The organism is uncultured Dysgonomonas sp. (genome assembly GCF_900079725.1).
Lineage (GTDB): Bacteria > Bacteroidota > Bacteroidia > Bacteroidales > Dysgonomonadaceae > Dysgonomonas.
This window is the reverse complement of the sequence record NZ_LT599032.1, coordinates 251,801-276,687: the sequence shown is the minus strand read 5'-3', so window position 1 is coordinate 276,687 and position 24,887 is coordinate 251,801. Positions and strand designations below refer to the sequence as shown.

Annotated in this window: 15 protein-coding genes; 8 read left to right on the top strand and 7 right to left on the bottom strand. The window is 41.0% G+C overall.

The genetic code is table 11. The annotated features are described in order from the left end of the window. Window positions 1-61 precede the first annotated feature (61 nt). Together trxA and QZL88_RS01110 are read left to right on the top strand one after the other, a co-directional pair. The gene (trxA, locus tag QZL88_RS01115; RefSeq protein ID WP_296938073.1) at window positions 62-379 is read left to right on the top strand and encodes a thioredoxin; all 318 of its coding nucleotides are present in this window, start codon (window positions 62-64) and stop codon (window positions 377-379) included. A gap of 139 nt (window positions 380-518) precedes the next feature. Next, a complete protein-coding gene (locus QZL88_RS01110; RefSeq protein ID WP_296938072.1) occupies window positions 519-716 on the top strand; it encodes a hypothetical protein in 198 nt (65 codons plus the stop codon). A gap of 11 nt (window positions 717-727) precedes the next feature. Here QZL88_RS01110 and QZL88_RS01105 read toward each other — a convergent pair whose 3' ends face one another. Genes QZL88_RS01105 through QZL88_RS01095 form a run of 3 tightly spaced genes read right to left on the bottom strand, consistent with a single transcriptional unit; the run spans window position 728 to window position 3,924 of the window. Next, complete coding sequence (locus tag QZL88_RS01105) at window positions 728-1,375, bottom strand: nitroreductase (protein WP_296938070.1); 648 nt, start codon at window positions 1,373-1,375, stop codon at window positions 728-730. A gap of 2 nt (window positions 1,376-1,377) precedes the next feature. Further along, complete coding sequence (gene tilS / locus QZL88_RS01100) at window positions 1,378-2,694, bottom strand: tRNA lysidine(34) synthetase TilS (RefSeq protein ID WP_296938068.1); 1,317 nt, start codon at window positions 2,692-2,694, stop codon at window positions 1,378-1,380. Between the two features lie 3 nt (window positions 2,695-2,697). After that, window positions 2,698-3,924: an HD domain-containing protein gene (locus QZL88_RS01095; RefSeq protein WP_296938066.1), complete on the bottom strand. Its 1,227-nt coding sequence runs from the start codon at window positions 3,922-3,924 to the stop codon at window positions 2,698-2,700. Between the two features lie 1,088 nt (window positions 3,925-5,012). Here QZL88_RS01095 and QZL88_RS01090 point away from each other — a divergent pair. Further along, window positions 5,013-5,837 carry a TerC family protein gene (locus QZL88_RS01090; protein WP_296938064.1) on the top strand — a complete coding sequence of 275 codons (825 nt, stop codon included), beginning with the start codon at window positions 5,013-5,015 and terminating at the stop codon, window positions 5,835-5,837. Window positions 5,838-5,963: 126 nt separating this feature from the next. Further along, the gene (locus tag QZL88_RS01085) at window positions 5,964-6,719 is read left to right on the top strand and encodes a hypothetical protein (RefSeq protein WP_296938062.1); all 756 of its coding nucleotides are present in this window, start codon (window positions 5,964-5,966) and stop codon (window positions 6,717-6,719) included. Window positions 6,720-6,785: 66 nt separating this feature from the next. Here QZL88_RS01085 and QZL88_RS01080 read toward each other — a convergent pair whose 3' ends face one another. From QZL88_RS01080 to carA, 3 genes are all read right to left on the bottom strand, one after another. Then, on the bottom strand, window positions 6,786-8,228 hold the full coding sequence (locus QZL88_RS01080; protein ID WP_296938061.1) for an alpha-amylase: 1,443 nt from the start codon (window positions 8,226-8,228) through the stop codon (window positions 6,786-6,788). 292 nt (window positions 8,229-8,520) lie between these two features. Next, window positions 8,521-11,739 (bottom strand): carbamoyl-phosphate synthase (glutamine-hydrolyzing) large subunit, encoded by a 3,219-nt coding sequence (gene carB / locus QZL88_RS01075; RefSeq protein WP_296938059.1) that lies wholly within the window; start codon window positions 11,737-11,739, stop codon window positions 8,521-8,523. Between the two features lie 28 nt (window positions 11,740-11,767). Then, on the bottom strand, window positions 11,768-12,838 hold the full coding sequence (carA, locus tag QZL88_RS01070; protein WP_296938056.1) for a glutamine-hydrolyzing carbamoyl-phosphate synthase small subunit: 1,071 nt from the start codon (window positions 12,836-12,838) through the stop codon (window positions 11,768-11,770). Between the two features lie 520 nt (window positions 12,839-13,358). Between carA and QZL88_RS01065 the strand changes: the two genes are divergently transcribed. Together QZL88_RS01065 and QZL88_RS01060 are read left to right on the top strand one after the other, a co-directional pair. After that, window positions 13,359-14,501 (top strand): adenylyltransferase/cytidyltransferase family protein, encoded by a 1,143-nt coding sequence (locus QZL88_RS01065; RefSeq protein ID WP_296938054.1) that lies wholly within the window; start codon window positions 13,359-13,361, stop codon window positions 14,499-14,501. An 81-nt stretch (window positions 14,502-14,582) separates the two neighbouring features. Beyond that, window positions 14,583-15,314: a class I SAM-dependent methyltransferase gene (locus tag QZL88_RS01060; protein ID WP_296938052.1), complete on the top strand. Its 732-nt coding sequence runs from the start codon at window positions 14,583-14,585 to the stop codon at window positions 15,312-15,314. Window positions 15,315-15,487: 173 nt separating this feature from the next. Here the strand turns inward: QZL88_RS01060 and QZL88_RS01055 are convergent, their stop codons facing one another. Beyond that, window positions 15,488-19,540: a hybrid sensor histidine kinase/response regulator transcription factor gene (locus tag QZL88_RS01055; RefSeq protein ID WP_296938050.1), complete on the bottom strand. Its 4,053-nt coding sequence runs from the start codon at window positions 19,538-19,540 to the stop codon at window positions 15,488-15,490. Window positions 19,541-19,818: 278 nt separating this feature from the next. Here QZL88_RS01055 and QZL88_RS01050 point away from each other — a divergent pair, with 278 nt between their 5' ends. Together QZL88_RS01050 and QZL88_RS01045 are read left to right on the top strand one after the other, a co-directional pair. Next, window positions 19,819-22,938, top strand: a complete 3,120-nt coding sequence (locus QZL88_RS01050; RefSeq protein WP_296938047.1) for a TonB-dependent receptor — start codon at window positions 19,819-19,821, stop codon at window positions 22,936-22,938. A gap of 56 nt (window positions 22,939-22,994) precedes the next feature. Further along, the gene (locus tag QZL88_RS01045) at window positions 22,995-24,740 is read left to right on the top strand and encodes a RagB/SusD family nutrient uptake outer membrane protein (protein WP_296938045.1); all 1,746 of its coding nucleotides are present in this window, start codon (window positions 22,995-22,997) and stop codon (window positions 24,738-24,740) included. Window positions 24,741-24,887 lie beyond the last annotated feature (147 nt).

Below are 24,887 nucleotides of genomic sequence, written 5' to 3'. Positions count from 1 at the left end.
GCAAAACAAATAAAACAAATAGATAATATAAATATTATAAATAATTAGATAGATTGAAACTATGGCTTTAGAGATTACAGACGCAGGGTTTGAAGGTATATTGAAATCGGACAAACCACTAGTAATAGATTTTTGGGCAGAGTGGTGTGGCCCTTGCCGCATGGTCGGTCCTATTGTGGAAGAATTGGCTGCTGAATATGCAGACAAAGTAACTATTGGTAAAGTAGATGTGGATAACAATGACGACATTACGTCTAAGTATGGTATCCGCAATATACCTACAATCCTATTCATCAAAAACGGTGAAGTAGTGGACAAACAAGTAGGTGCAGCTCAGAAAGCCGTATTGGTAGAGAAGATAGAGAATATGCTGAAATAAAGCTCCCTAATATTGATAAAAAGCCTGTCTGATTAGATAGGCTTTTTTTGTTGGATATCCCACATCGGATTAGTCCTGGTTGAACTAATCGTTTTACCTTCTGTTATAATATAATGAATGGTTTAAAGTAGTTGCGGGTATGGAAGTATATATGATTCTTTTGTATGTTAGTATAGCTATGTTTGTGGCCAGTATTGTGTTGTGGTATATTTCGGGCAGATATATAAAAGAACATAAACCAGTCTTATCCCGACGGATGGTTTATATAGGCGGATTTATGTTCTCTTTTTCTATTCTGGGGGCTTTGGTAGCCTTAATTATCTGGTCTTCTAAATAACCTCGTCTTGATTATCTTATATACTGCACCTTACTCTCATCTCTTGGTTTGGCATCTGGCGATTCGTTCTTATAGCCAACGGCAATACCAAAAACAACTTCGTGTGTATCAGGCATATTTATCTCTTTCAGGAAATCTTTCGAATCGGGGTCGTTCAATATACTGGCCATATTACCAATGGTACATGTCCCGATATTCATAGATTCGGCACTGAGGAGAATATTCTGCGCCAATAGTCCGCAATCGACTGCACTATAAGGATTCCTCTTATCCTTACCTACAATGATGAGGGTCGGTGCTCCGTGAAATACACTGAATCCCGGTTCTTGCGCACGGGCTGCACTTCCTTGCAGGCTTTTTCCTTTGGCCTTTTCCACAAAGCTGTTGTTGATCCTGCTTAATAAATCGGCACTTTGTATAACCCTTACTTCCCACGATTGCCTGTTTAGTGCACTAGGTGCATTTATGGCACATTTCACTATTGTATCCAGTTGCTCCGGTGTTATCTGTTCCGGCTTATATGAGCGTATACTTCTACGGCTCATAATGGCTTCTACTACAGTATTTTTTTGTTCCATATCGCTCGTTTTTTCTGTCGTTGAATTGTTGCAGGAGAATAGCATCAGGGAAGCTATTGCTGCGATAAACATTTTCTTCATATTCATTTACTATATGTTATTTTTACTATTTCTGTTGTCTTATCAGTTATTCTAAACCGCTCATCAGCGCGGTGCCCTACTATCCATACTATATCATCGCCCGAACAAAGCAGCCATGTGGCTTCCTTGTCGAACAGGCTGAACTTATTGTCGGAAAAATAATCGCTTACTTTCTTCTTTCCCTTCATACCGAAAGGCATAAACCAATCACCCTGCCTCCATTTGCGAAGGGTTAACGGATAAGCTAGTTTATCAGCGTCGATGTATATTATATCGGGATTCTTTTCTATGGAAAAATCCCCGTTTACCGGAGTACGCTCTATTTTCAGATGTATGGGGCGCGATAAGGTAGTTTCATCTTCGTGGATATTATACCGTTCTATTTTGAGACTGTCCTTTTTCTTTAAGATAAGGAATCCTCTGTCTTTTAGTAACTCATGTGTTTCCGAATAGAATATTTTACCCGACTGGCTTATCACGGATTCGAATATCTGCCGTACCGTAGCTGAATTGAACCCATACGGAGAAAGGAGCTCGAAAAGGATAGCTTCCGGTTCCAGATACTGCACCAGCATGGATATATTTATCTTATTGTCTCCCAATATATTGGCTTTCACCTGAGCCATATACATATAGTATATGTTAGCCACCTGCGTCAGATGCTCGGCTGTTTTGTTTATCGACTCTTTTGCCGAAGGATTTATCGCTTCCAGCATAGGGATAACATTCAGCCTTATCTTGTTCCGGGCATACATATCTTCATTGTTGGTGCTATCATCAACGAACGACATTCGCCTTTCTTTCAGATACTCTATTATCTCGTCGCGGCTCACGCATAACAATGGACGGATAATATATCCGTTTACAGGGGCAATACCGGTAAGTCCGCGGATACCTGTTCCCCTGACAAGATTGAGCAGAATGGTTTCTACAGAATCATCTCGATGATGTGCTACGGCTATTTTGTCGGCCATATGAATAACTCTGAGTTGTTCAAACCAGTTGTAACGCAGCTCACGGGCAGCCATTTCTATCGACACGGAATTTATAGCGGCATAGGCTTCCGTATCGAAATCGATACGCTCGTATTTCAGATTATACTTTTTACAAAGTTCTTCTACAAAGAATGCGTCCCTGTTAGATTCTTCGCCCCGTAAGTGAAAATTACAATGGGCTACGACACATTCGAGGCCGAAGCTATGAAGGATATCAAGTAAAGCGACAGAATCAGCTCCTCCGCTCACACCTACGATTATTTTCTCTCCTCCGGCAAGTAATCCGTTGGCAACGATATACTGTTCTACTCTCGAAATATCCATAATTTAAATTTTCAGGTACGAAAAGTAATATTTCTGCACTTTCTTAGACAGCAGTTGTATATTGAGCATGTCCGATGCCTCCGATATATCCCTGATGCTACCGTCATTGTACAGGATATCTATACTATCGTCGGCTTCATTATACATATTTGTATAAATAACATCGGACGAATAGAAGAAAGATGCTTCGTATTCATTCACTCCGAGCTGTTCGGTATAAGCCGCAATATGTTTCTGTATCTGGTGCTCAGACAGCGGTTCATTGGTTATTTCTATTTTAAACAGGTTCCTGTTTATCAAAGCCGCGCTAAGCGTGGACAATACCTTGTCTTCGTTTGCTGCCCATACCTTCAGTGCGCACCAGATGTCATTATCGTCCAGACCCGCGAAATGTTTCAATACTTCTTCGCGTTGCCTGTCAAAGAATACCCTGCTTACATCATTCTCCAGGAAATACAGGAAGGCCGGAGACGCAAACAGCTTTATACCCTTATCGCTCAGTTCCTTTGCCCTTGTCAGTGTTTTTATCAGCATTTTCTCGGCTGCAACGGCTGTTTTATGCAGATATACCTGCCAGTACATCAGCCGGCGCGACATCAGGAAGTTTTCTATCGAGTAAATACCCTTAGCCTCTACAACAAGGCGGTCGTTGCGGAGATCGAGCATCTTAATAATGCGGGCCGATCCTATATTACCCTCCGTTACACCTGTAAAGAAACTGTCGCGGCGCAGGTAATCGAGGCGGTCTACATCCAGTTGCCCGCTCACCAGTTGATGCAGGAACTTTTTCGGATACTCGTTCTTGAATATTGAAATACAGATATCAAGTTCACCATCCATTTCTTCGTTCAGGTTTTCCATCAGAGCAAGGGAAAACTCTTCGTGATGGATACCGTTTGTCAGCGTATATTCCAGTACATGCGAGAAAGGCCCGTGACCTACATCGTGTAGCAGGATACAGGCTAATGCTCCATTTGCTTCTTCGGCGGTTATTTCATGACCTTTTATTCTCAGGTTGTTTATGGCTTCATCCATCAGGTACATAGCGCCGATGGAATGATGTAAACGGGTGTGTTGTGCTCCCGGATACACGAATGAGGCCAACCCCAGTTGCTTGATACGATTGAGCCGCTGCAAAAAAGGGTGTTGTATAAGTCTGTAAAGAAAATTATTCGGGATAGTAATAAAACCGAATACGGGATCATTAATTATTTTCTTCTTATTACTCATCAGTAACAGTGTATTTTAATATTTTAGAGTTCAAAGATACGGAGAATTTAATTAATCGAGGTTTAACAGCAAGTTTCTCTAAGATAAACACACGAAAATTGGTAACGTTTCAGCTAACAGTCAACAATGTACTCACACAGAGACGCTAAGGCGCAAAGTATAACTCATAATCTATCGTCAATTTAGGTTCATTAACTATATAATGTTAAAACCTGACACTTCTGACAAATTTTTCACTATTTCCCATCTGTTATTTTTGCATTCATTAACTATATATGGTTAAAAGGTAACAGAAGTAACGGTTTTTTAGCTATTAGCCGTTAGTCTATTAGCCTTAAAACTAGCAACTAAAAAACTTGACTTACGACTTTCCAAAAGGTAACAAAGGTAACAGTTTTTCTACTATTACTTTTTACTCTCTGTAGCCTCCCCCAAGGGTTAGGGCTGTTAAGTTCTGAATTCTTATATCCTCTTTGTCATGTTGAACGCAGTGAAACATCTCGTTTCTCTGGGTCGGGATTCTGAACGAAGTGAAGAATGACAGCAGAAAATAACAGAATAAAGCAGAGAACTTAACAGCCCTGCCCCGAGGGGGAGAAACAACGTTCGACAGAACGAAGTGTAGTCAATGGAAGGGCCGATCAACACGTCAAAGAACCATAAGCTAGCAGCTTACTACATAGATAAACTATTTCAAAAAGATTAGATTTCGGGTTTACCCTAAAGCTTTCTAGATAGAAGCCGAAGGATATTTTCTCGGCTATGGACAAACGTTTGGCCGCATGGAGTATAATCAGTAGTAGTATTCTAGATTATTTTTTATTGTATAGATACAATTACAAAAGAATATAAAAAAATAGAGATATTGACTAAATAGTTTTTGTGAACTATCGAAAATGTTATCTTTGTAATGAAGATCGAGGACAATTAGATGCGAACAATTATGAAGAAACTACTACTCAGGATTCAACGAATTCTGGGTCTTAAGAAGACAGATCGAGATACTGTTATAAAGGAATATTTAGAAAAAAAGAGATAATTTCCAAAAGCGTCAAATTCTTTATTAAATTTGTCGCAAAAATATTTTTATGGAAATTTTTGAAACTTTTCTTTTGCCAAGTGCGTGGATAGCTTTGCTCACTCTGGCTTTTCTTGAAATAGTATTAGGAATAGACAATATCGTGTTTTTGTCTATCATATCGTCTAAATTACCACAAAAGGAGCAGCCAAAAGCCCGTACTATAGGCTTATTGCTGGCTATGCTATTTCGTATCCTTTTATTATTTTGTATATCCTGGCTGATGAAGCTGACCAAGCCCATATTTTCATTCGATACGGCATGGTTCGACGGTTCTATTTCGGGACAGAGCATTATAATCGGAGTAGGAGGGCTCTTTCTACTATATAAAAGTGTAACTGAAATTCATCATAAACTAGAAGGAGAGAGTGATGCTGCTCATGGAAAATCAAAATCCGGCTTCGTCGGTGTTATTGTCCAGATTGTAGCTCTTGATATTGTCTTTTCGTTCGATAGTGTCCTTACTGCGGTTGGATTGGTCAGTTTCAGCGAATTTGGATATGTAGGAGCTATGACTATCATGGTTACGGCCGTTGTTGCGGCTGTTATGATTATGTTATTATTTTCCGGTCCGGTGAGTAAATTTGTAAACGAACATCCGACAATTCAGATGCTTGGACTTTCATTCCTGATCCTTATAGGTGTAATGTTGTTGGTCGAATCGGCACATTTGTCTCAGATTTCAATCTTCGGTACCACTGTGGGAGAAATACCGAAAGGATATATATACTTTGCCATTGCTTTCTCTTTGCTTGTCGAATTTCTGAATATGAAGTTAAGGAAGAAGTCGACACCTGTAAAACTCAAAGATTCGGAACTGATAAAAGAAGAATAATCTTTAAGCTATAGATTGTTATCATCATTTGCCAATCAGCTTATTTACTAATAGGCCAATTTACAATAAAAGAACGCCCGATTCGTTAATTAGGTAATCATTAAAAAAAGACCAGACACTTATTCTATGAAGAGATTTATACTTACATCCCTTATCGGCATATTATCAGCCGGATTTACGTTATATGCTCAAACGAAGCAGCTTGTCCAAATCAATTCGGTGAAAACGAAAGAGATAGTGGATCTCAAGTATAATAACAAAAAACAGCTGACCTATTTTGTTGAAAAAGGTGTTGTTACCTTTCGCGAATTTACGTTCAAATATGACAAAATTACGAACTTGCTCTCTGAATGTATAATGAATCAGGACAGAGGGGAATTGATTACCAATTCCAGGTATACATACAATGATGGTTATATTGCTGAAGAGGTGACAAGTTCCGGAAAACAGGTAAAGGAGAAAAAAGTAACAGACCACCTGCAAATTCATATAGACCATAAAGGACGGCTTACCAAAACCGTATTTGAAGATGGTAAACCGTGGGAAGAATTTGTATATGACGAAAATAATAATCTGGTTACATACACACAACATGGAGCAACTAACGAAGGAAGTAAGATCACTATCTTTAAATTCAACAATGATAAATCTGCTTTTCTCAATATAGAGAGTATTCCTGCGTGGTTCTGGGCATGGCATGTAAATAGCATGAGATGGTGCGGAGACTTTATCGGTAAAAATAATCCGAAGGGGTTTACGACCGAAGACCCGAGGTATGGTACAGATACTATTGAAGTTACATATGAATACGATACGGATGGGTATCCCGTAAAGCAGTTCTATAACGGGGAATTAGTTCGGGAGATGCTATATAAGAATTAAAAATAAATGAATATAAAAGGGCGATTAGATCACTTCTAATCGCCCTTTTATATTCATTTAATCTTATTAAGATTTTACCCAAACAGATAAAGCTCCTCCTTCGACAAGAAAATCACCGTTACCTTCATCATCTATTGTTATTTTCTTCTGCACGTTGCCGGTAATATCGTACCAAACTTCACCTTTGCGGTTTATCCCCACATTCATTATTTTATTTCCCTCAATACCATTCGACATCAGAAATACAAGCCCCGATTCGGGATGATCTTTATCTCCTAGGCGCACAAAGCCTACCGTAGAGGGATGGTCGAAATAGTCTTTTTGCTCACCGTAAGCATATTTCCTCCGGGCATCCAGTAATAGATCAATGATAGGTTGATGTCGCGATTTATCTCCGTTTGTACCATAATAATCACCATAAAAAATGCAGGGATATCCTTTCTCCATCAGTAGGATGAGGGCGTAAGCCGAAGGTTTGAACCAGTCTTCTATTTCCGATTCCAGAGAGCTACCCAGTTGCGAGTCGTGGTTATCCACAAAAGTGACTGCATAGTCCGGATGATGCAAAACGAGAGTATTGTCCAGTATCCCTTGCAAATCATAATCTTTGCCGAATATCGAGGCCTTATACATATTATAATGCAGGGGTACATCGAACAAATCGGTCGTTTTATTTACAGCAGAAAGATATTTTTCTAACGTTTCCAGATCCCCGTTCCAGTATTCAGCAACCGAATAGAAGTCGTCGCCCCTCTCGGCTCTTACTGTTTCCAGAAATTGTTTAACAAACTTATCTTCCATGTGTTTCACTGCATCGAGACGCATACCATCCAAATTCAATTCGTTGGAAACCCATAGTCCCCAGCGGTTCAGTTCCTTTATCACTTCCGGATGGTCGAGATCTAAATCGTTACATAGCAAAAAATCATAATTGCCATTTTCGTCATCTACCCCTTCACTCCAATATTTGTTTTCTCCGAGTATACGGAAGATTCCGCTTTTTTTCTGAGCATCGTCAAATCCGACACCGGAAAAGTGGTACCAGTGCCATTTAAAGTCGGAATATTTATTCCCCCGTCCTTTGAATAAGTAGCCTGTCCATGCCTGAATCTCTATCTCGTCGCTTATATCCTTATTCCTCTCTTTAGGATCGACCTCTTTTACTTTAAATTTCTCGGTATAGTCACCTTCGGCTTTATGATTCATTACAGTATCGAGATATACTGATATTTTATTTTTATGCAACTCGCCGATCATTTCTATTAATTCATCTTTTGTACCATATTTCGTTCTTACGGTACTATTTTGGTCAAATTCTCCGAGGTCGAAAAGGTCGTATGTTGCATACCCTTCATCCTGTTGTTCGTCTGCCTTATATGCCGGAGGAATCCATACTGCCGTTATACCTGTTTCATGCAGATGTCTTGCATCTTGTTTTAGTTGTTTCCATAAATTTCCGTCATTTGGGAGATTCCACTCGAAGTATTGCATCATTACACCATTTTTCATAATCGGCAATGTTTATTTTTTGTTTGTGATTGTATGTTTGATTCCCATTTAGGGAATGTCTAACGAAAATTTAAATCCAGCTTTTGGTTTTCTTAGACTAAAAGTACAAAGAAAACGCTTTTACATTCCTTTTTGTTTAACAAATTATGCATTACGGTGCATACACATGATATGTAGTCCTTATATGGCAATGTGAGCCAACTGTTGACGTGAAATCTGTACTTACAGGACTTCGCTAACTAAAAAAAATAGCCTCAGAAAAACTGAGGCTATTCATTATAATAAAAGCAGATTATTCATACTCGTTCCATGCCTTGATTTCTATCTCATCCACATTCATTTTGCAGAATGCCTGTATGAAAGCCGATGCGAGGCGGGAGTTTGTAAGTAAAGGCACATTGTAGTCGATAGATGCCCTGCGGATTTTATATCCGTTATCCAACTCGTTTGTGGTAAAGTTTTTAGGGATATTCACCACAAGGTCTATCTTCTTGTTCTGGATCATTTCCAGTGCACTTGGTTTCTGGTCTTCATTCGGCCAGAATACCTGAGTGGCAGGCACTCCGTTATCTACAAGGAACTTTTGAGAACCTCCCGTTGCATACAGTTCGTATCCCTTCTGATGTAGCAGACGTGCGGCTTGCAACAGTTCCACTTTCGATTTGGCAGGTCCGGTAGAGAACAGTACCGTTTTCTTCGGAACACGGTAACCGACCGACAGCATCGACTTGAGCATAGCATCGTAGAAGTTGTCTCCGATGCATCCCACCTCCCCGGTAGAAGCCATATCCACACCTAGTACAGGGTCGGCTTTTTGCAGGCGGGAGAATGAGAACTGTGATGCTTTGATACCTACATAGTCGAGATCGAAGTCGTTCTTGTTCGGCTTTTCTACATTTTTGCCCAGCATCACCTGAGTCGCAAGATCGATAAAGTTTATCTTCAGTACTTTAGATACGAATGGGAATGAGCGGGATGCCCGCAGGTTACATTCGATCACTTTGATATCGTTGTCTTTTGCAAGGAACTGCATATTGAAAGGTCCCGAAATCTGTAACTCTTCGGCGACTTTCCTTGCTACTTTCTTGATCCGTCTTACTGTCTCGATATATAAGCGTTGAGCAGGGAACTGTATGGTCGCATCTCCTGAGTGAACTCCGGCAAATTCGACGTGTTCCGAGATGGCATACATCACTATCTCTCCTTTGTTTGCCACAGCATCTATTTCTATCTCTTTGGCATTTTCGATGAACTCGCTCACCACAACAGGATGCTTTTTGGAGACTTCGGCAGCCAGCCCTAGGAAGTTTTCAAGCTCCTGATCGTTGGAGCAGACATTCATCGCAGCGCCCGAGAGTACATAAGACGGGCGAATGAGTACCGGATAACCAACCTCGGTTACAAAGCCTTTGATATCATCGAGCGAAGTCAGTTCTTTCCATCGAGGCTGATCTACTCCGATGCGGTCGAGCATGCTGGAGAACTTGTGGCGGTCTTCGGCATTGTCAATGCTTTTGGCAGTTGTACCGAGTATGTTTACTTTCGCCGCATCTAGCCGCATAGCCAGATTATTTGGTATCTGTCCGCCTACCGAAAGGATTACCCCATGCGGGTTTTCCAGTTCTATGATGTCCATCACACGCTCGTAAGTCAACTCGTCGAAGTAGAGGCGGTCACACATGTCGTAGTCGGTCGATACTGTTTCGGGATTGTAGTTTATCATTACCGAGCGATACCCTTCCTTGCGGATTGTTTGCAGGGCATTTACCGAACACCAGTCGAACTCTACGGACGATCCGATGCGATATGCTCCCGATCCGAGAACGATCACCGATCGGTGGTCGCCCAGATATTTCACATCGTTGGCCTTACCGTTGTATGTGATGTAGAGATAATTGGTCTGCGCCGGATATTCGGCAGCAAGTGTATCTATTTGTTTCACACATGGTATGATGCCGTTTTCCTTGCGGATACGGCGTACTTCGTATGATATATTTTCTACAAGGCTTGGTTCTTTGCAAACGATCTTCGCTATCTGGAAGTCGGAGAATCCCATTTGTTTGGCAGAGCGAAGCAAGTCGAGAGGGAGAGACTGTATATCGTCAAATTTTTCCAGTTCCTTAGAGCATTTGAAGATATATTGCAGTTTTTGTAAGAACCAAAGGTCTATTTTGGTTAGGTCGTGTATCTGCTCTATGGTGTATCCTCTTTTCAGGGCTTCTTCGATACAGAATATGCGCTTATCGGTAGGATTTTTCAGGGCATCGTCCAGATTGTCGATTTCCAGAGGCTTGTTGGCAGCGAATCCGTGCATACCGATGTTAATCATACGAAGTCCTTTTTGTATGGCTTCTTCGAATGTACGTCCGATAGCCATAATTTCACCAACGGACTTCATACTTGAGCCTATCTCTTTCGATACGCCGTGGAATTTACCCAAGTCCCAGCGGGGGATTTTTACCACTACATAGTCAAGTGCAGGTTCGAAGAAAGCGCAGGTAGATTTGGTTACCGAGTTTTTCAGTTCGAATAGTCCATAACCCAGTCCCAGTTTAGCCGCTACAAAAGCCAACGGATAACCTGTTGCCTTGGATGCCAGTGCCGATGAACGACTCAGGCGGGCGTTTACCTCGATCACACGGTAGTCTTCCGATTCGGGGTCGAAAGCATATTGTACGTTACATTCCCCCACGATACCGATGTGTTTCACTATGCGGATTGAAAGTTCGCGCAGCTTATGATATTCTGAGTTGGTCAGCGTTTGCGATGGTGCTACTACGATACTTTCGCCGGTATGGATGCCGAGCGGGTCGAAGTTTTCCATGTTACACACTGTCATACAGTTGTCATACTTATCGCGGACAACCTCATATTCCACTTCTTTCCAACCTTTCAGTGACTTTTCTACCAGAAGTTGTGATGAATATGCTAGCGCTTTTTCGGCCAGCACCCGCAGTTCCTGCTCATTGTCGCAGAATCCCGAGCCCAGTCCACCCAGTGCGTATGCGGCGCGTACGATAATAGGGTAACCTAATTCCGCCGCTGCTGTCACTGCGTCTTCTATTGAGCCTACAGCATGGCTTTTGATAGTCTTTACATCTATCTGGTCTAGTTTCTTCACGAAGAGGTCACGGTCTTCGGTATCCATAATGGCTTGTACGGGTGTTCCCAGTACACGGACATTATATTTTTCCAGAATACCGCCTTCGTAGAGTTGTACACCGCAGTTGAGAGCGGTTTGTCCACCGAAAGCAAGGAGTATACCTTCCGGCTTTTCTTTTTGGATAACCTTTTCTACGAAGTATGGGGTGATAGGTAAGAAGTATATCTTATCGGCACTGCCTTCCGAGGTTTGTACCGTTGCAATATTGGGGTTGATAAGTACAGTTTCGATGCCTTCTTCTTTCAGGGCTTTCAGGGCTTGCGAACCTGAGTAGTCAAACTCTCCCGCTTCACCGATCTTGAGTGCTCCCGAACCAAGGACTAATACTTTTTTTACGTCTATATCCATTTATGCAATTTTTTATTTATTGAGTGGATTATAATTTTTCTACAAACATATCGAACAAGAATGACGTATCTGTCGGCCCGCTGGCTGCTTCGGGGTGAAACTGAGCAGAGAAGAACGGCTTGGTCTTGTGTTTGATTCCTTCGTTTGTTCCGTCATTCAGATTGATGAACAATGGTTCCCAATCGGATCCCAGAGAGGCATTTGCTACCGCAAAACCGTGATTTTGCGATGTAATGAAGCATTTGGTCGAGTCTACCATCTTTACAGGCTGGTTGTGACTGCGATGCCCGTATTTCAGTTTGTAGATGCTGGCTCCTCCGGCTTTTGATAGTAGCTGGTTGCCCATGCATATACCACAGATAGGTTTGTTTCCTTCCATCGCTTTGCGGATATTCTTTACAGTCTCTTCGCAAAAATCCGGGTTCCCCGGTCCATTGGAGATGAAGAGGCCATCCCATTCCAACTGGTTGAAGTCGTAGTCCCACGGCACGCGTATAAGTGTTACATCGCGCTTCACAAGGCAGCGGATTATATTGTGTTTTACTCCGCAATCAACCAATACTACTTTCTTCTTGCCGTTGCCGTATGTAATCACTTCTTTGCAACTGGCTATGGCTACCTGATTCTCGATATTTGGGTCGTAGAAGTCTATTTCGTCAGCTCCGCTGAATACGATTTTGCCTTTCATCGATCCTTTTTCTCGTAATATCTTCGTCAGTTCGCGTGTGTCTATGCCGTAAATTCCCGGCACATCGTTCTCTTTGAGCCATTCACCAAGGCTTTTCTTAGCATTCCAGTGAGAGTATTCGTGTGAATAATCTGAAATGATGAGTCCGTTCACTTGTATTTTTTCCGATTCGTAGAAGTCGGAAATACCGTTTGTGAAAGTGTTGTCGGGAACGCCGTAATTTCCTACAAGCGGGAAGGTGACAACAAGTATCTGTCCCAGGTAAGAAGGGTCGGTAAGACTTTCCGGATAACCTACCATAGCTGTATTAAATACAACTTCTCCGGCACTGGCTTTTTCCGAGCCGAAAGACCGTCCTTCGAAAACTGTTCCGTCGTCAAGAATTAGTTGAACTGGTTTGTCTGAATACATCTTTTTGTTTAGAATATAATTGTGACTAAAAACTGATTTATAAGATAAAAAAAAAGGAACGTGATATTTGGTATATCTGTTCCTTTAGCTTGTATAATAATGTTGTATCTTTTTCTTTTTCATTTTTTCAAATATCCGAATAAAACTCATGTGAATATCTGAAGCACAAAGATAACAATAAATTATAATATCCTTCCGATTGACTGATATTATTTTGATTATACATACATTTTTTTCAAGAATGTTTTTTAATGAAGTCGCCTAGACTTTTTATTTTCATATCTCTTTGTCATGCTGACGATAGGACGCATCTCATTTCTCAAGAGATTTTTACTCTGTTCAAAATGACAAAGAGAGTATTTGTTTCATAATGTTACCAGGTTCAAAAAGTCTAGACGACCTCAATTACATATGTAAACGTTCAATATGCAATACGAGTTATTCTGAAAATTACACAGAATAGAAAAAAAGATTTATATTTACATAATAGAAATACACACTTTACTATCGGATTGACTTTATGAAGAAAGTTTTTGTCAGCGGGTGTTATGATATGCTTCACAGTGGGCATGTAGCGTTTTTCGAAGAGGCTGCCACGTATGGAGAACTATACGTAGGTATAGGCTCGGATAAAACTGTGAATGAACTAAAGGCTCGAAAAACTGTCAATAATGAACAGGAACGCCTGTATATGGTGAGTTCCCTCAGATCAGTAAAAAAGGCGTGGGTAAATCGTGGTTCAGGACTTATTGATTTTTTGGAAGAAATCGAACAACTAAAACCGGATATATTTTTTGTCAACAGTGACGGGCATAGTTCCCTGAAGGAGCAATTGTGCAAAGATTTGGGTATAGAATATGTTGTAAGTAAACGTGTTCCCCATGAGAATTTGCCGGTTCGTTCTACTACGGCTCTGCGCGAAGAGTGCCGTATTCCGTACCGTATCGATCTGGCGGGCGGATGGCTTGATCAACCTAATGTCAGCAGGCTGTATCCGGGGCCTGTATTGACTATATCCATAGAACCTGATTATGAATTTAATGATCGCAGTGGTATGTCTACCAGTTCGCGAAATAAAGCGATCGAACTTTGGCAAGTGGACATTCCGTCGGGCAACAGGGAAAAATTGGCATTAACCCTTTTCTGTTTTGAGAATCCTCCCGGAACAAAGTATGTAAGCGGGTCACAGGATTCATTGGGAATTGTTATGCCGGGGCTTAACAGATTGCATTATACGGGGGATTTCTGGCCTTCGGAAATAGAAAGTATATTGGATAACGGAACTCTCAGCTGGCTCGAAAAACATTTGTGGCTGGTACCCTTATATCCGCGTCACGGTGATTATGATGTGTTGTCTGAGACTAATATAACAATTGAAAATGCAAAGAAACTGAGTCTTGCTGCTCTCTCGGCATGGGATGCAATAAGAGCAAAGGATATTCAGAAACTAGGAAAGGCTGTAAAAGACAGCTTCGATGCCCAGATACTCATGTATCCGCATATGGTAAACATTGATATATTCAAGGTGTTGGATAAGTATAAAGATCAGGCTTTAGGCTGGAAACTTAGTGGTGCAGGAGGCGGAGGGTATCTAACATTCGTTAGTGAAATACCGATAGAGAATGCGATTCAGATACGTATACGCCGAGGGGATAATTTTTAATAGGATATAATTGGGGAAAATAAGATAAGGTGATATCAACACTTTATATGGTACTTATATCTTTTGTTCTCCGTAAAACAAATGAAAGAAAACAAATACGATAACGAAAAATTCTTCGAGCAATATAGCCGGATGTCCCGTTCTGTGAATGGGCTTAAAGGGGCGGGGGAGTGGCATGTACTTCGCAGGATGATGCCTGATTTTACAGGCAAGCGTGTGCTGGACTTAGGATGTGGGTTTGGATGGCATTGCGTATATGCAGTGGAACAAGGCGCCGACATAGTAACAGGTATTGACATATCTGAAAAAATGATTAAAGAAGCTAAGATGAAAAATGCTTCGCCCCATATCGAATATAAATGTATGGCTATTGAAGATTTTGAATTTCAGCCGGAGACATTCGATATAGTTATCAGCTCTTTGGCTTTTCACTATTTAGAGTCGTTTACTGATATTTGCGAAAAGGTAAATAAATGCCTGATATCCGGAGGTTCATTTATCTTTTCTGTCGAACACCCTGTTTTTACAGCATATGGTACTCAGGAGTGGTATTACGATGAGGATAATAAACGGTTACACTGGCCTGTCGACAGGTATTTTACAGAGGGGAAACGTATTGCGAATTTTCTGGGCGAAGATGTAGTTAAATATCATAAAACATTGACAACATATCTGAACGGATTGTTGAACTCAGGTTTTGAAATAAAAGAAATCGTAGAGCCTGAACCTGATGAAACCATGCTAGGAATACCCGGTATGAGTGACGAATTACGCAGACCCATATTTCTGATGATATCGTGTAAGAAAAAATAAAGGGATAAAAGCAAAAAAAGGGAGTGTTTGGCTCCCTTTCGCATTATCATATGCTTGTCTTCTTTTTGATCCTTTCCGTTTTCCTTGATCTGCAAATAAAACAATGAAATTTGTTTTTTGTTTTTTGAGTTGGCTCGAAGTTTACAATAATTAAGTATCTTTATAAGATTGTCTCAAGAATCATTATTTTCTCTATTATGCTTTTCTCTATATGCCTTTGGGGGCATCCCGTAACGTTGAGAGAATAGTTTATAAAAACTTCCTCTGTTATTGAATCCCGACTGATAAATGACCTCATCGACAGAAATATTTGTCTTAATCAGTAAGCCTTCTGCTATCTTCAATTTATAATCCCTTATCAGACTTCCCGGGCCATTCTTATATACGACGTCTATTTTTCTGTATAGTTGGCGAACACTTACATTGAGCAGAGATGCCAGTTCCTCGGTCGAAAATGCAGGATTTTTGATGTTCTCATCTATCACTTGCAGCGTCCGTTCATAGAACTCTTTATCTTCGCGGTGTAGAATCTGCCCTTCTTCAATTTCGAAAGCACTTAATGCCGAATTATAATATTCTTTTGTTTCTTCTTCCCTTTTCAACAGGCGGCTGACAGCTTTTTTCAGATATTGGACATCGAACGGCTTCGAAATATACATATCTACCCCTGCATCAAGCCCTTCAAGCTGGTCTTCTGTATAATTTTTGCCCGATAAAATAATAACCGGAATATGGGAACTCACACGGGATTCTTTTAGCATGCGTACAAGGTCGAAACCACTCCGTCTGGGCATCATTACATCAGATATAAGGAGGTTTATCTTTGTTTTGGATAATATTTCCTCTATTGTATCCGGATCGTTTACCGGGATCACATTATACTGGTCTTTCAGTATTTCGCATACAAACCATAGTATCTCGATTTCATCGTCCACAATAAGAACTGTCGGACGTGATTTTACAATATCGAATTCCGGTAGTATAATTTGTTTTTTCTCCGGTATTTGCATTGGGATACCAGATGCAATTCTGGAAGATTCAAGAGCATTGTTAGTAAGTTCATGTATAGGGAGTTCGACCGTAAAACATGTGATCTGTCCGGGAGTACTTTTTACCTGCATATCTCCACCAAGTAGTTTTACTGTACTGTGGCAGATAGAAAGTCCTAATCCGTTGCGGGAAAACAGTCGGCTGTTATGCCTACTTTCAAGGTTATCCAACACCCGGTAACGGTCGAAAATAAAGGGCAAATCTTCCGGGCTGAAACCTTTCCCCGTATTGGATACGGAAGTGACGAGCTTTTGATCTTTGACGAAAATATCTACATTGATAGTACCACCATCCGGAGTATATTTGAAAGCATTTGAAACGAGGTTTGTCAATATTTTTGAATAGCATCCCGGATCGGTTTGCCATACGAGCTTCTTTTCTATATTTACATTGTAATCTGTTTGCTTACTATCAGATAATAGTTTGAACGATGATAATATATTTCCAGCAAACTCTTCTATTTCAACTTTTTCTATAACCACCTGAGTGTGCCCGGTATCTATCCTGCGAAACTCGATAAGTTCCTGAATCAGGCCGTTCAACCTTTCCGCATTGCGGTGTATTAAGGTTGCATAATCGTATACAGGAGATGATTTGTCAACAGAAGAAAGTATGTGGTCGCAGGGGCCGTAAATAAGAGTCAGAGGGGTACTGAATTCGTGGGTTATATTGGTAAAGAAGCGTAATTTCGATTCATAGATTTCTTCCGTTTTCTTTTGTTCCATTTTTTCGAAGACCCGGTGTTCTTTGCGTTTTACTTTGCGTCTGTATGATAATATGAGGAACAAGGCTACGGAACCTGTTATTATTGCGTATATAATGTAAGCTATAGTAGTCATATACCATGGCGGAAGAATTCGTATATATTGAGTGTAAACAGGTTGGTTCTCAAAGATGTTATTGGCTGAGAAACGTACTTTCAATTGATATTCTCCGGGAGCCATATTGGTAAAGGTTACACTGTTCGAAGTCCCGTTATCGATCCATTTGTCGCTATGGCCACTCAGCAAATACTGGTAAGTATATTTGTGTCCGTTGACATAATCCGGTGCAACAAACGACACGGTAAAGAAATTCTGGTAATGTGGCAGTTCCAGTATGTCCTTTTGGTCTCTTATTTTAATATAGTCTGCGATCTCTACCTCTTTTCCGTATATGCTCAGGCTGTTAAAGTAGAAGTTAGGTGTGAAGACAGGTGTTTGTGTCTGGTTGCTGCGGATGGAAACAAATCCGTCGATACCCCCAAAAAACATTATCTGTTTGCGAGGGCATATATAGTAGGCATTATCGCTGAACTCCTGCACAGAAAGATTATTTGGGTTGCTATAATTCGTAAATACTTTTGTCCGGGGATCGAATCTTGCGAGTCCCTTATTCGTACTCAGCCAAAGATAACCCTGCGGATCTTCCACGATTCCATGTATGGTGTTATTCGGTAGCCCCGATTCGGTATTATAATTAATGTATTCCAGTTTGTCCTTTCCCACTTTTGTTATACGGCAAAGACCAAAACTGGTACCCAGCCACAACGTTTTATGACTATCGCGGTATATTACGAGTATATCATTAACCAACTGATTTTCACTATTGGTTAGTTTATAGAACGTTTTTTCTTCTGTTTTCAGGTTAAATCTGACCAGACCTTCGCCTCTGCTCCCGATCCAGAGAATAGAATCATTTTCTATCTCGGTATCATAAATCACATTTTCTGTTTGGAAAAATCTGAAATGATCTATTCTATCTATCCTGGGAACATCATTTGTAAATATCAGTTTTATACGGTGTAGTCCGTCTCCGGAAGTCGTTACCCACAGTGTATTTGCATCCTGCTCGGTTGCCGAACAGAGAAAATATAATGGTTTGCTTCCGTGGGGCTGTGGTAGGCTGTGTATACGTTTGTCGGAATAAGAATAATAATTGATCCCCGGCCCGCCGCTTATGATCCATAGTAAGTTATGCCTGCTTTCGACAAGATTGAATATTGAATTATTGGCAAGAGCAGAGTTCTGTATATGAAAATGATTCACTTTTTTATCGGAAAGTGGTTCATCCGGATTATAATCGGGAAAACAAAAAAGCCCGTCACCTTTTGTACCTATCCATAAATTATTATCAGTATCCAGTGTTACAGACCGTACGGGAACTTTTGCCTGAGGATAGAATTCGTATAACATCGAAGATCGTATTGTGTAATCTTCTTCCGAATATATATATACTCCGTAGCCATCGGTACCTATCAGTACAATTTGTTGTACCGGATCATAAGCCATATTGAAAATACCATAGTTGAGAGTGGTACGTTCTATGTATGGTTTGTTACCGGAATCAGGATCGCGCCTTATTACTTTAAGTCCATCATTAATGAAAGCTATAAATATATCATTTCCAGCTATCAGAGCATCTCTCATGCTTTCTTTGGGCGGAATCTCCGATCTGATATTCATTACAAATTCTTTGACCCCTGTATTGATATCAAGGGTGTAGAGATCAAATCGGGTATCTACAAAAACGATGCTCGTACCTTTTTCGAAAGCCCATCTGATTGGAGCATCATGCTCATAATCCATCAAACGGTAAGTTCCGGTTATGATCCCGTTTTCCTTTATTATTTTATAACGCATTATCTGCCCCATAGAGCCAAATACCCAGATGATATCATCCTTACAAATAGAAAAGCATTGTGTTCTGTAGGATATTACTCCCGGAGTATGTATTTTATGAAACCGACTATCGGATTTATTATATACTGCAATCGAATCATTCTCGGAAAGGACAAAAAAAGTTCCATCGGGGCTTTTTGCCTGCCAATATATAGTTCTCATATCAGGATGGTTCTCGAATGTACCTGATTGGGAGTTGAACAGGCATAATCCCTGATTTGTTTTTAGCCAGAGCATTCCGGGATCGGTTTCTGTGATGTGTCTTATTACATTTCCCGGTAAGGAATTGTTGTGGCTGGTTGGCAGGTAATTTTTAACCGAAGAGCCGTCGTAACGATTGAGTCCGTCATAAGTAGCAAACCACATAAATCCGTAACTATCCATTGTTACAAATCTCACGGCACTGGAAGAAAGCCCGAAGCGGGAAGATATATGTTGAATATTATATGCATATCCGGTAATGTTGGCACAAATGGCAAGTATTGCGATTATTATCAGGGCTGAAAAATTCTTCATATCAAGTAATAGATATACTAAACAAGGTTTTCTACAAATATAGCTTATTAAGACAGGCTTTACCTAATTCTTCCTGCATTATTATATCAATGCATATGCGTATATCTGCCATTTTAGTCCGTTTTTCTGCCATGCCTCTTTCCTGACAATTATTACAGAAATGCGGACAAGGGGAGGCTGTAGCTTACTTAATTTTGTTCAAATTAACATTTAATCTAATTCGCACTCAAAAACCATTGAAAAAAAGAATTTATTATTATGAAAAACCATTATTATTTATGAAAAAGAACAAACTAAGAAACAGACTTAGACGGTTTCTGTCATTAAGTATGGCTATTGCTTTATTTCTGACAGTAAATGTGGTGACTGCACAAAACGGTCAGCAGGCAAAAGTGACTATTTCCGGTACTGTTACTGCAAGCGGTGAACCCGTAATAGGTGCGGTAGTGGCTGTAAAAGGAACAACTACGGGAACAATAACCAGCGACAAGGGAGAATATACGATCAATGCGACTGGCAATGATATACTGGTATTCTCTTCCATCGGCTATATTTCGCAGGAAATTCCCGTAGGTCGTCAAACAAGAATCGATGTTGTTCTCGAAGACAATGTTATCAATCTGGAAAGTGTGGTAGTTGTAGGCTATGGTACACGTAAGCGCTCCGACCTCACAGGTGCGGTGAATGTTATGGGTGAGCAAACTATCCGTGCTACTCCTGCCGCAAATATCGCAATGGCTCTGCAAGGAGCGGGAGCGGGTGTGAATATACAGCGTAGCGGCGGCTCCACACATCCGGGGCATACTCCCGAAATCCGTATTCGGGGAACCCGGTCGATAGCAGCTGGTAACGATCCTCTTTTGGTTGTGGATGGGATTCCTTACGAATTAAGTATGATGAATAATATAGCACCGGAAGATATAACATCGGTAACTGTGCTTAAAGATGCATCATCGACAGCTATTTATGGCTCGCGTGGTGCCAATGGCGTTATACTTGTTTCTACCAAACGCGGGTCGGAAGGTACCAAGGCCGTTGTAAACTATAATGGATATATCGGTTTCAGTAAACCGTTGGGTTTCTACGATGTTATGAAATCTGAAGACTATATGCAATTGCGCAAATGGTCTATGTATAATCGTTATAAAAACGCAGAAAATTATACAGGAGTGGACGATCCGAGAGTGATGCAAAAAGTATTTGAAGGAGGTCTCGATGGTGAAATAGAAGGTTATGAAAGAGGTGTAGACACTGACTGGCAGCGAGAATTGTATGACAAAAATCCTGTGATGACAAATCATCAGATAAGCTTATCGGGCGGAACAAAGAATACACAGTATGCAGCATCGCTGGGATATTATAAATCGACAGGTGTATATGACCTGCAATCAATGGAGCGTACAACCCTCAAATTGTCTATAGATCATACTATAAACAAATACCTGAAATTTGGACTGAATACATTGAATACCTATTATATCAGCAGAGGGGAAAGCCTGAATCCGATGGGTGACGCCCTTAGCCTCAGCCCGTTGTTGTCGCCATACATGGATGATGGTACAATCCGGGAAAAGGTGCATCCGAACGACCTTATGAGCAATCCTTTAATGGACCTTCGCAAGGATGCGATTCAGGATGATCGCAAAAGGTTGTCAACATTTACGACAGGTTATCTGGAAGTGGATTTCACTCACGGATTCAAATACAGGCTCAATGCCGGCGTACAACTTTCTTCTACCACGCTGCAACGTTACTATCAGAAAGGAACAAGCAAGCGTCGCCAGTCATCTAACTACGGGTATAACGAATCTAATTCTCTGACCGATTATACTATTGAGAACCTGTTAACTTATGACAGAAAGTTCGATAAGCACAATCTCAATCTTACGGCCATGTTTAGCGCCGAAGAAAGAGAAGCTCAGGAATTCGACCTGAACTACGAAAATGTACCAACCAATCAAGTGGGATACTACAATCCGGGTACAGCTGAAAACCATAAAGGAAACGGAGATTATAATAAATGGAGTATGCTCTCTTATATGGGGCGTATCAATTACGACTACGACTCCCGTTATTACCTTACGGCAACGCTGCGTACCGATGGTTCATCACGTTTGGCTAAAGGGAATAAATGGCATTATTTTCCGTCTGCCGCTTTGGCTTGGAATATCGGAAATGAAAAATTTATGAGCGGGACTTCTCATATATTGTCACAGCTGAAACTGAGGCTAAGTTATGGAGAAGTAGGTAACACCAATGTGAGTCCTTACGATACTATGGGCGATATGACCAGCAACAAGTATATCTTCGGGTCACAGGGTGTACTCGGATACTATCCTACTGCTGCTTCTAACAGCGAACTGAAGTGGGAACGTACCGCCAGTTACAATGCCGGTATAGATTTAGGTTTTCTTAACAACCGCTTTTCGGGGTCAATTGAGGTTTACAAACAATTCTCCAACAACCTGATGATGAAATTTACCCCTCCGGCTACAAGCGGCGTAAGCACGCAAATCCCATACAATGTGGGTGAAACGGAAAATGTCGGGTTTGAATTCGCAGCCCGTGTACACGTTTTCGACGGTGATGGTAAAAATAAATTCCAATGGACTTCCGATTTCAATATTTATTTCAACAGGAACAAGGTTGTTCAACTTACCGAAGGTGTAGACAAACTGATTTCGGACAACCTGTTTGTTGGCCATCCGTTAGGATCTTTCTACGAATATGTAGGACTGGGTATCTGGCAGGATACACCTGAGGACAGGGCGCTTGCAGAAAGTTACGGACTTAAGACTTCCGGTGACGACTCGGTGATAGGAACTATTAAAGTAGCAGACATAAGTGGCCCAGACGGTGTTCCTGATAATGTAATCAACGATCTTGACCGCAAAATAGTAGGTAGCCATCAGGCAAACTTCGAAGGAGGATGGACAAATAGTCTCGCATACAAGAACTTCGACTTCACTGTGGTTATGAATTTCCGTCAGGGAGGTAAGCTCAGGTCTGAACTTTATGGTGGAGGACAAAACTCTCTGATGGGAGGTTATTACAACAACCTGAATGTAGACTACTGGACTCCTGAGAATACAGGCGCCCGTTGGCCGGCCCCGAATAATAAGGTGCAGAGTATACCGTACAAAGGCACACTTACACTGTTTGATGCCTCTTATCTCAAGATACGGACGCTTACTTTGGGATATTCCTTACCGGATAAACTGCTTAAGACAGTAGGGGTAAGTAAGGCCCGTGTTTATTCCACAGCGACAAATCCATTTACATTCTTTTCGGAATATGTAAACAAATATAAGGGGCTTGATCCGGAAACAAACCGGGTGATGGGTACGGTAATACCTCCATCATGGCAAATGTTATTCGGTATTAATATAACCTTTTAAATCAGTCAACAGTTAGCAGTCAACTAGTTTACGGTCAATATTAACAAAGAAAAATAATGAAAAAAATAATATATTTATTAGCCTGCCTTCCGCTATTTGTTATGATGGCATGCGGCGATTTTCTGGATGAAGAAAATCATTCGAAGATGACACCCGAGTCATTCAGTACACCACAGGGTTTCGAACTGGGACTGAACGGCGTGTATGGCGGGATGAGGACCTTTTATGGCCCTCTCAGTTCCATCCATATGATAACAGTGCCCGGAACTGACGAATTTTATAGCCGTTCTTCGGGTGACATTTATAATTTTGGTAATTATACAACGAATTACAAACCTAATTCCGACTATATCTATTCCTATTGGAGAAGTTCGTATACACTGATAAATACCTGCAATGGCCTTGTCCATTTCGGTGAAAACATGACAGATATCCCCGAAGCTAAGAAAATAACCATGCTGGCTGAGGCCAGATTTTTCAGAGCGTTACTTTATTTCCGTTTAGTGCAGTTTTTCGGTGATGTGACATTGAACCGCACATATAATGACGTGATAGTGAAAACAGCCAAGCGTGACCCTATGGCAGATGTTTACGACTTTGTAGTCGAAGATCTGTTGTATTGTACAACTCCCGGCAATCTGCCTGTCGGCCCTAAAGATACCCAGCCCGGACGTGTTACTCAGGCGTTAGCCCGTCATCTCCTGGCAAAAGTATATCTTACACGTGGATGGAGCAGCGCCGCCAAAGCCACTGATTTCCAGAATGCATATGATATAGCAACAAAGCTGATAGAGGATGGAGACCAGACGGGGGTAAAACTGATGGGAAAATATGAAGATATTCATAAGCCCGGAAATGAAAATAATCAGGAAATACTCTTTAATGTACAGATGACTGACGACCCTATTTACGGTGTTCCGGAAAAGGATTCGGGTATGAATAATCTTGCTCATATCTTTGTTGCAGGCTACTTCAACTTTAATGGTAGCGGCAATGTTCAGCAGATAGAAGACGGGCGTGTATATGCCCGCTATCATGGAACCACTTGGCTATATAACACGGTTTTTGGCAATATAGATAAAGATTCACGTTATCATGGCACCTTCCAAAGTAAATGGACTGCTCCGGTTGATTTCAGCAATAAAAAGCAGGAATTCTATGTCGGTGAAAACAAGTATTCTGCAATCAGGAGTGGCGCAAAAGGAGAGCTTGCAGGCTATCTTCCGGGTAAGAATATGACCAAAGAGGAGATAGAGTCGGCAAACTACTATATACTTACTCCGGAGAACTATACCGATCCTAATTTTCCTACAATGAAGAAATATTTGGATCCTAACCGGACAAGCCTTTCATTCGACTCACGCCGCACAATCATTGTGTACCGTCTGGCGGAAACATATCTTATTGCCGCAGAAGCCGCTTTTAAGCTCGGAAATAATTCGACTACCGACGGAGCAGCCTATTATATCAACGAACTTCGTAAGAGGGCTGCCTCGAAGACCGAATATATCAATGACCTGATGATAACTCCAGCGGATGTAACTATAGATTATATTCTGGACGAAAGGACACGTGAACTTTGTGGCGAACAGTTGCGCTGGCTCGACCTCGTGCGCACAAAGAAACTGGTTGAACGGGTGCGGAAGTATGGTTTCTTCACCACAAAATGGACAAATCATACCTTACCTAAAGATAATATACAGGATTTCCATATATTACGTCCTATTCCTCAGAAACAAATAGAGTCTGTTATTGTAGGCGATCCTTATCCGCAACAAGCTAACGGGTGGGATAAAATGTAAATCCTTTCAGTAAATCATACAGGCGTACACTAAACCCGTACGCCTGTATCAGACTTTAAGGTTTATATAAGGGCATTCTTACAATACAAAACTGAAAAATAGAGGCAATATTAATGCCCGAAAGATTGACATTAATAAATAAATAAT

Excerpts from the sequence above, each read along its gene's own strand:
- trxA (WP_296938073.1), top strand. The coding sequence starts at position 62 with ATGGCTTTAGAGATTACAGACGCAGGGTTTGAAGGTATATTGAAATCG.
- QZL88_RS01110 (WP_296938072.1), top strand. The coding sequence starts at position 519 with ATGGAAGTATATATGATTCTTTTGTATGTTAGTATAGCTATGTTTGTG.
- QZL88_RS01105 (WP_296938070.1), bottom strand. The coding sequence starts at position 1,375 with ATGAAGAAAATGTTTATCGCAGCAATAGCTTCCCTGATGCTATTCTCC.
- tilS (WP_296938068.1), bottom strand. The coding sequence starts at position 2,694 with ATGGATATTTCGAGAGTAGAACAGTATATCGTTGCCAACGGATTACTT.
- QZL88_RS01095 (WP_296938066.1), bottom strand. The coding sequence starts at position 3,924 with ATGAGTAATAAGAAGAAAATAATTAATGATCCCGTATTCGGTTTTATT.
- QZL88_RS01090 (WP_296938064.1), top strand. The coding sequence starts at position 5,013 with ATGGAAATTTTTGAAACTTTTCTTTTGCCAAGTGCGTGGATAGCTTTG.
- QZL88_RS01085 (WP_296938062.1), top strand. The coding sequence starts at position 5,964 with ATGAAGAGATTTATACTTACATCCCTTATCGGCATATTATCAGCCGGA.
- QZL88_RS01080 (WP_296938061.1), bottom strand. The coding sequence starts at position 8,228 with ATGAAAAATGGTGTAATGATGCAATACTTCGAGTGGAATCTCCCAAAT.
- carB (WP_296938059.1), bottom strand. The coding sequence starts at position 11,739 with ATGGATATAGACGTAAAAAAAGTATTAGTCCTTGGTTCGGGAGCACTC.
- carA (WP_296938056.1), bottom strand. The coding sequence starts at position 12,838 with ATGTATTCAGACAAACCAGTTCAACTAATTCTTGACGACGGAACAGTT.
- QZL88_RS01065 (WP_296938054.1), top strand. The coding sequence starts at position 13,359 with ATGAAGAAAGTTTTTGTCAGCGGGTGTTATGATATGCTTCACAGTGGG.
- QZL88_RS01060 (WP_296938052.1), top strand. The coding sequence starts at position 14,583 with ATGAAAGAAAACAAATACGATAACGAAAAATTCTTCGAGCAATATAGC.
- QZL88_RS01055 (WP_296938050.1), bottom strand. The coding sequence starts at position 19,540 with ATGAAGAATTTTTCAGCCCTGATAATAATCGCAATACTTGCCATTTGT.
- QZL88_RS01050 (WP_296938047.1), top strand. The coding sequence starts at position 19,819 with ATGAAAAAGAACAAACTAAGAAACAGACTTAGACGGTTTCTGTCATTA.
- QZL88_RS01045 (WP_296938045.1), top strand. The coding sequence starts at position 22,995 with ATGAAAAAAATAATATATTTATTAGCCTGCCTTCCGCTATTTGTTATG.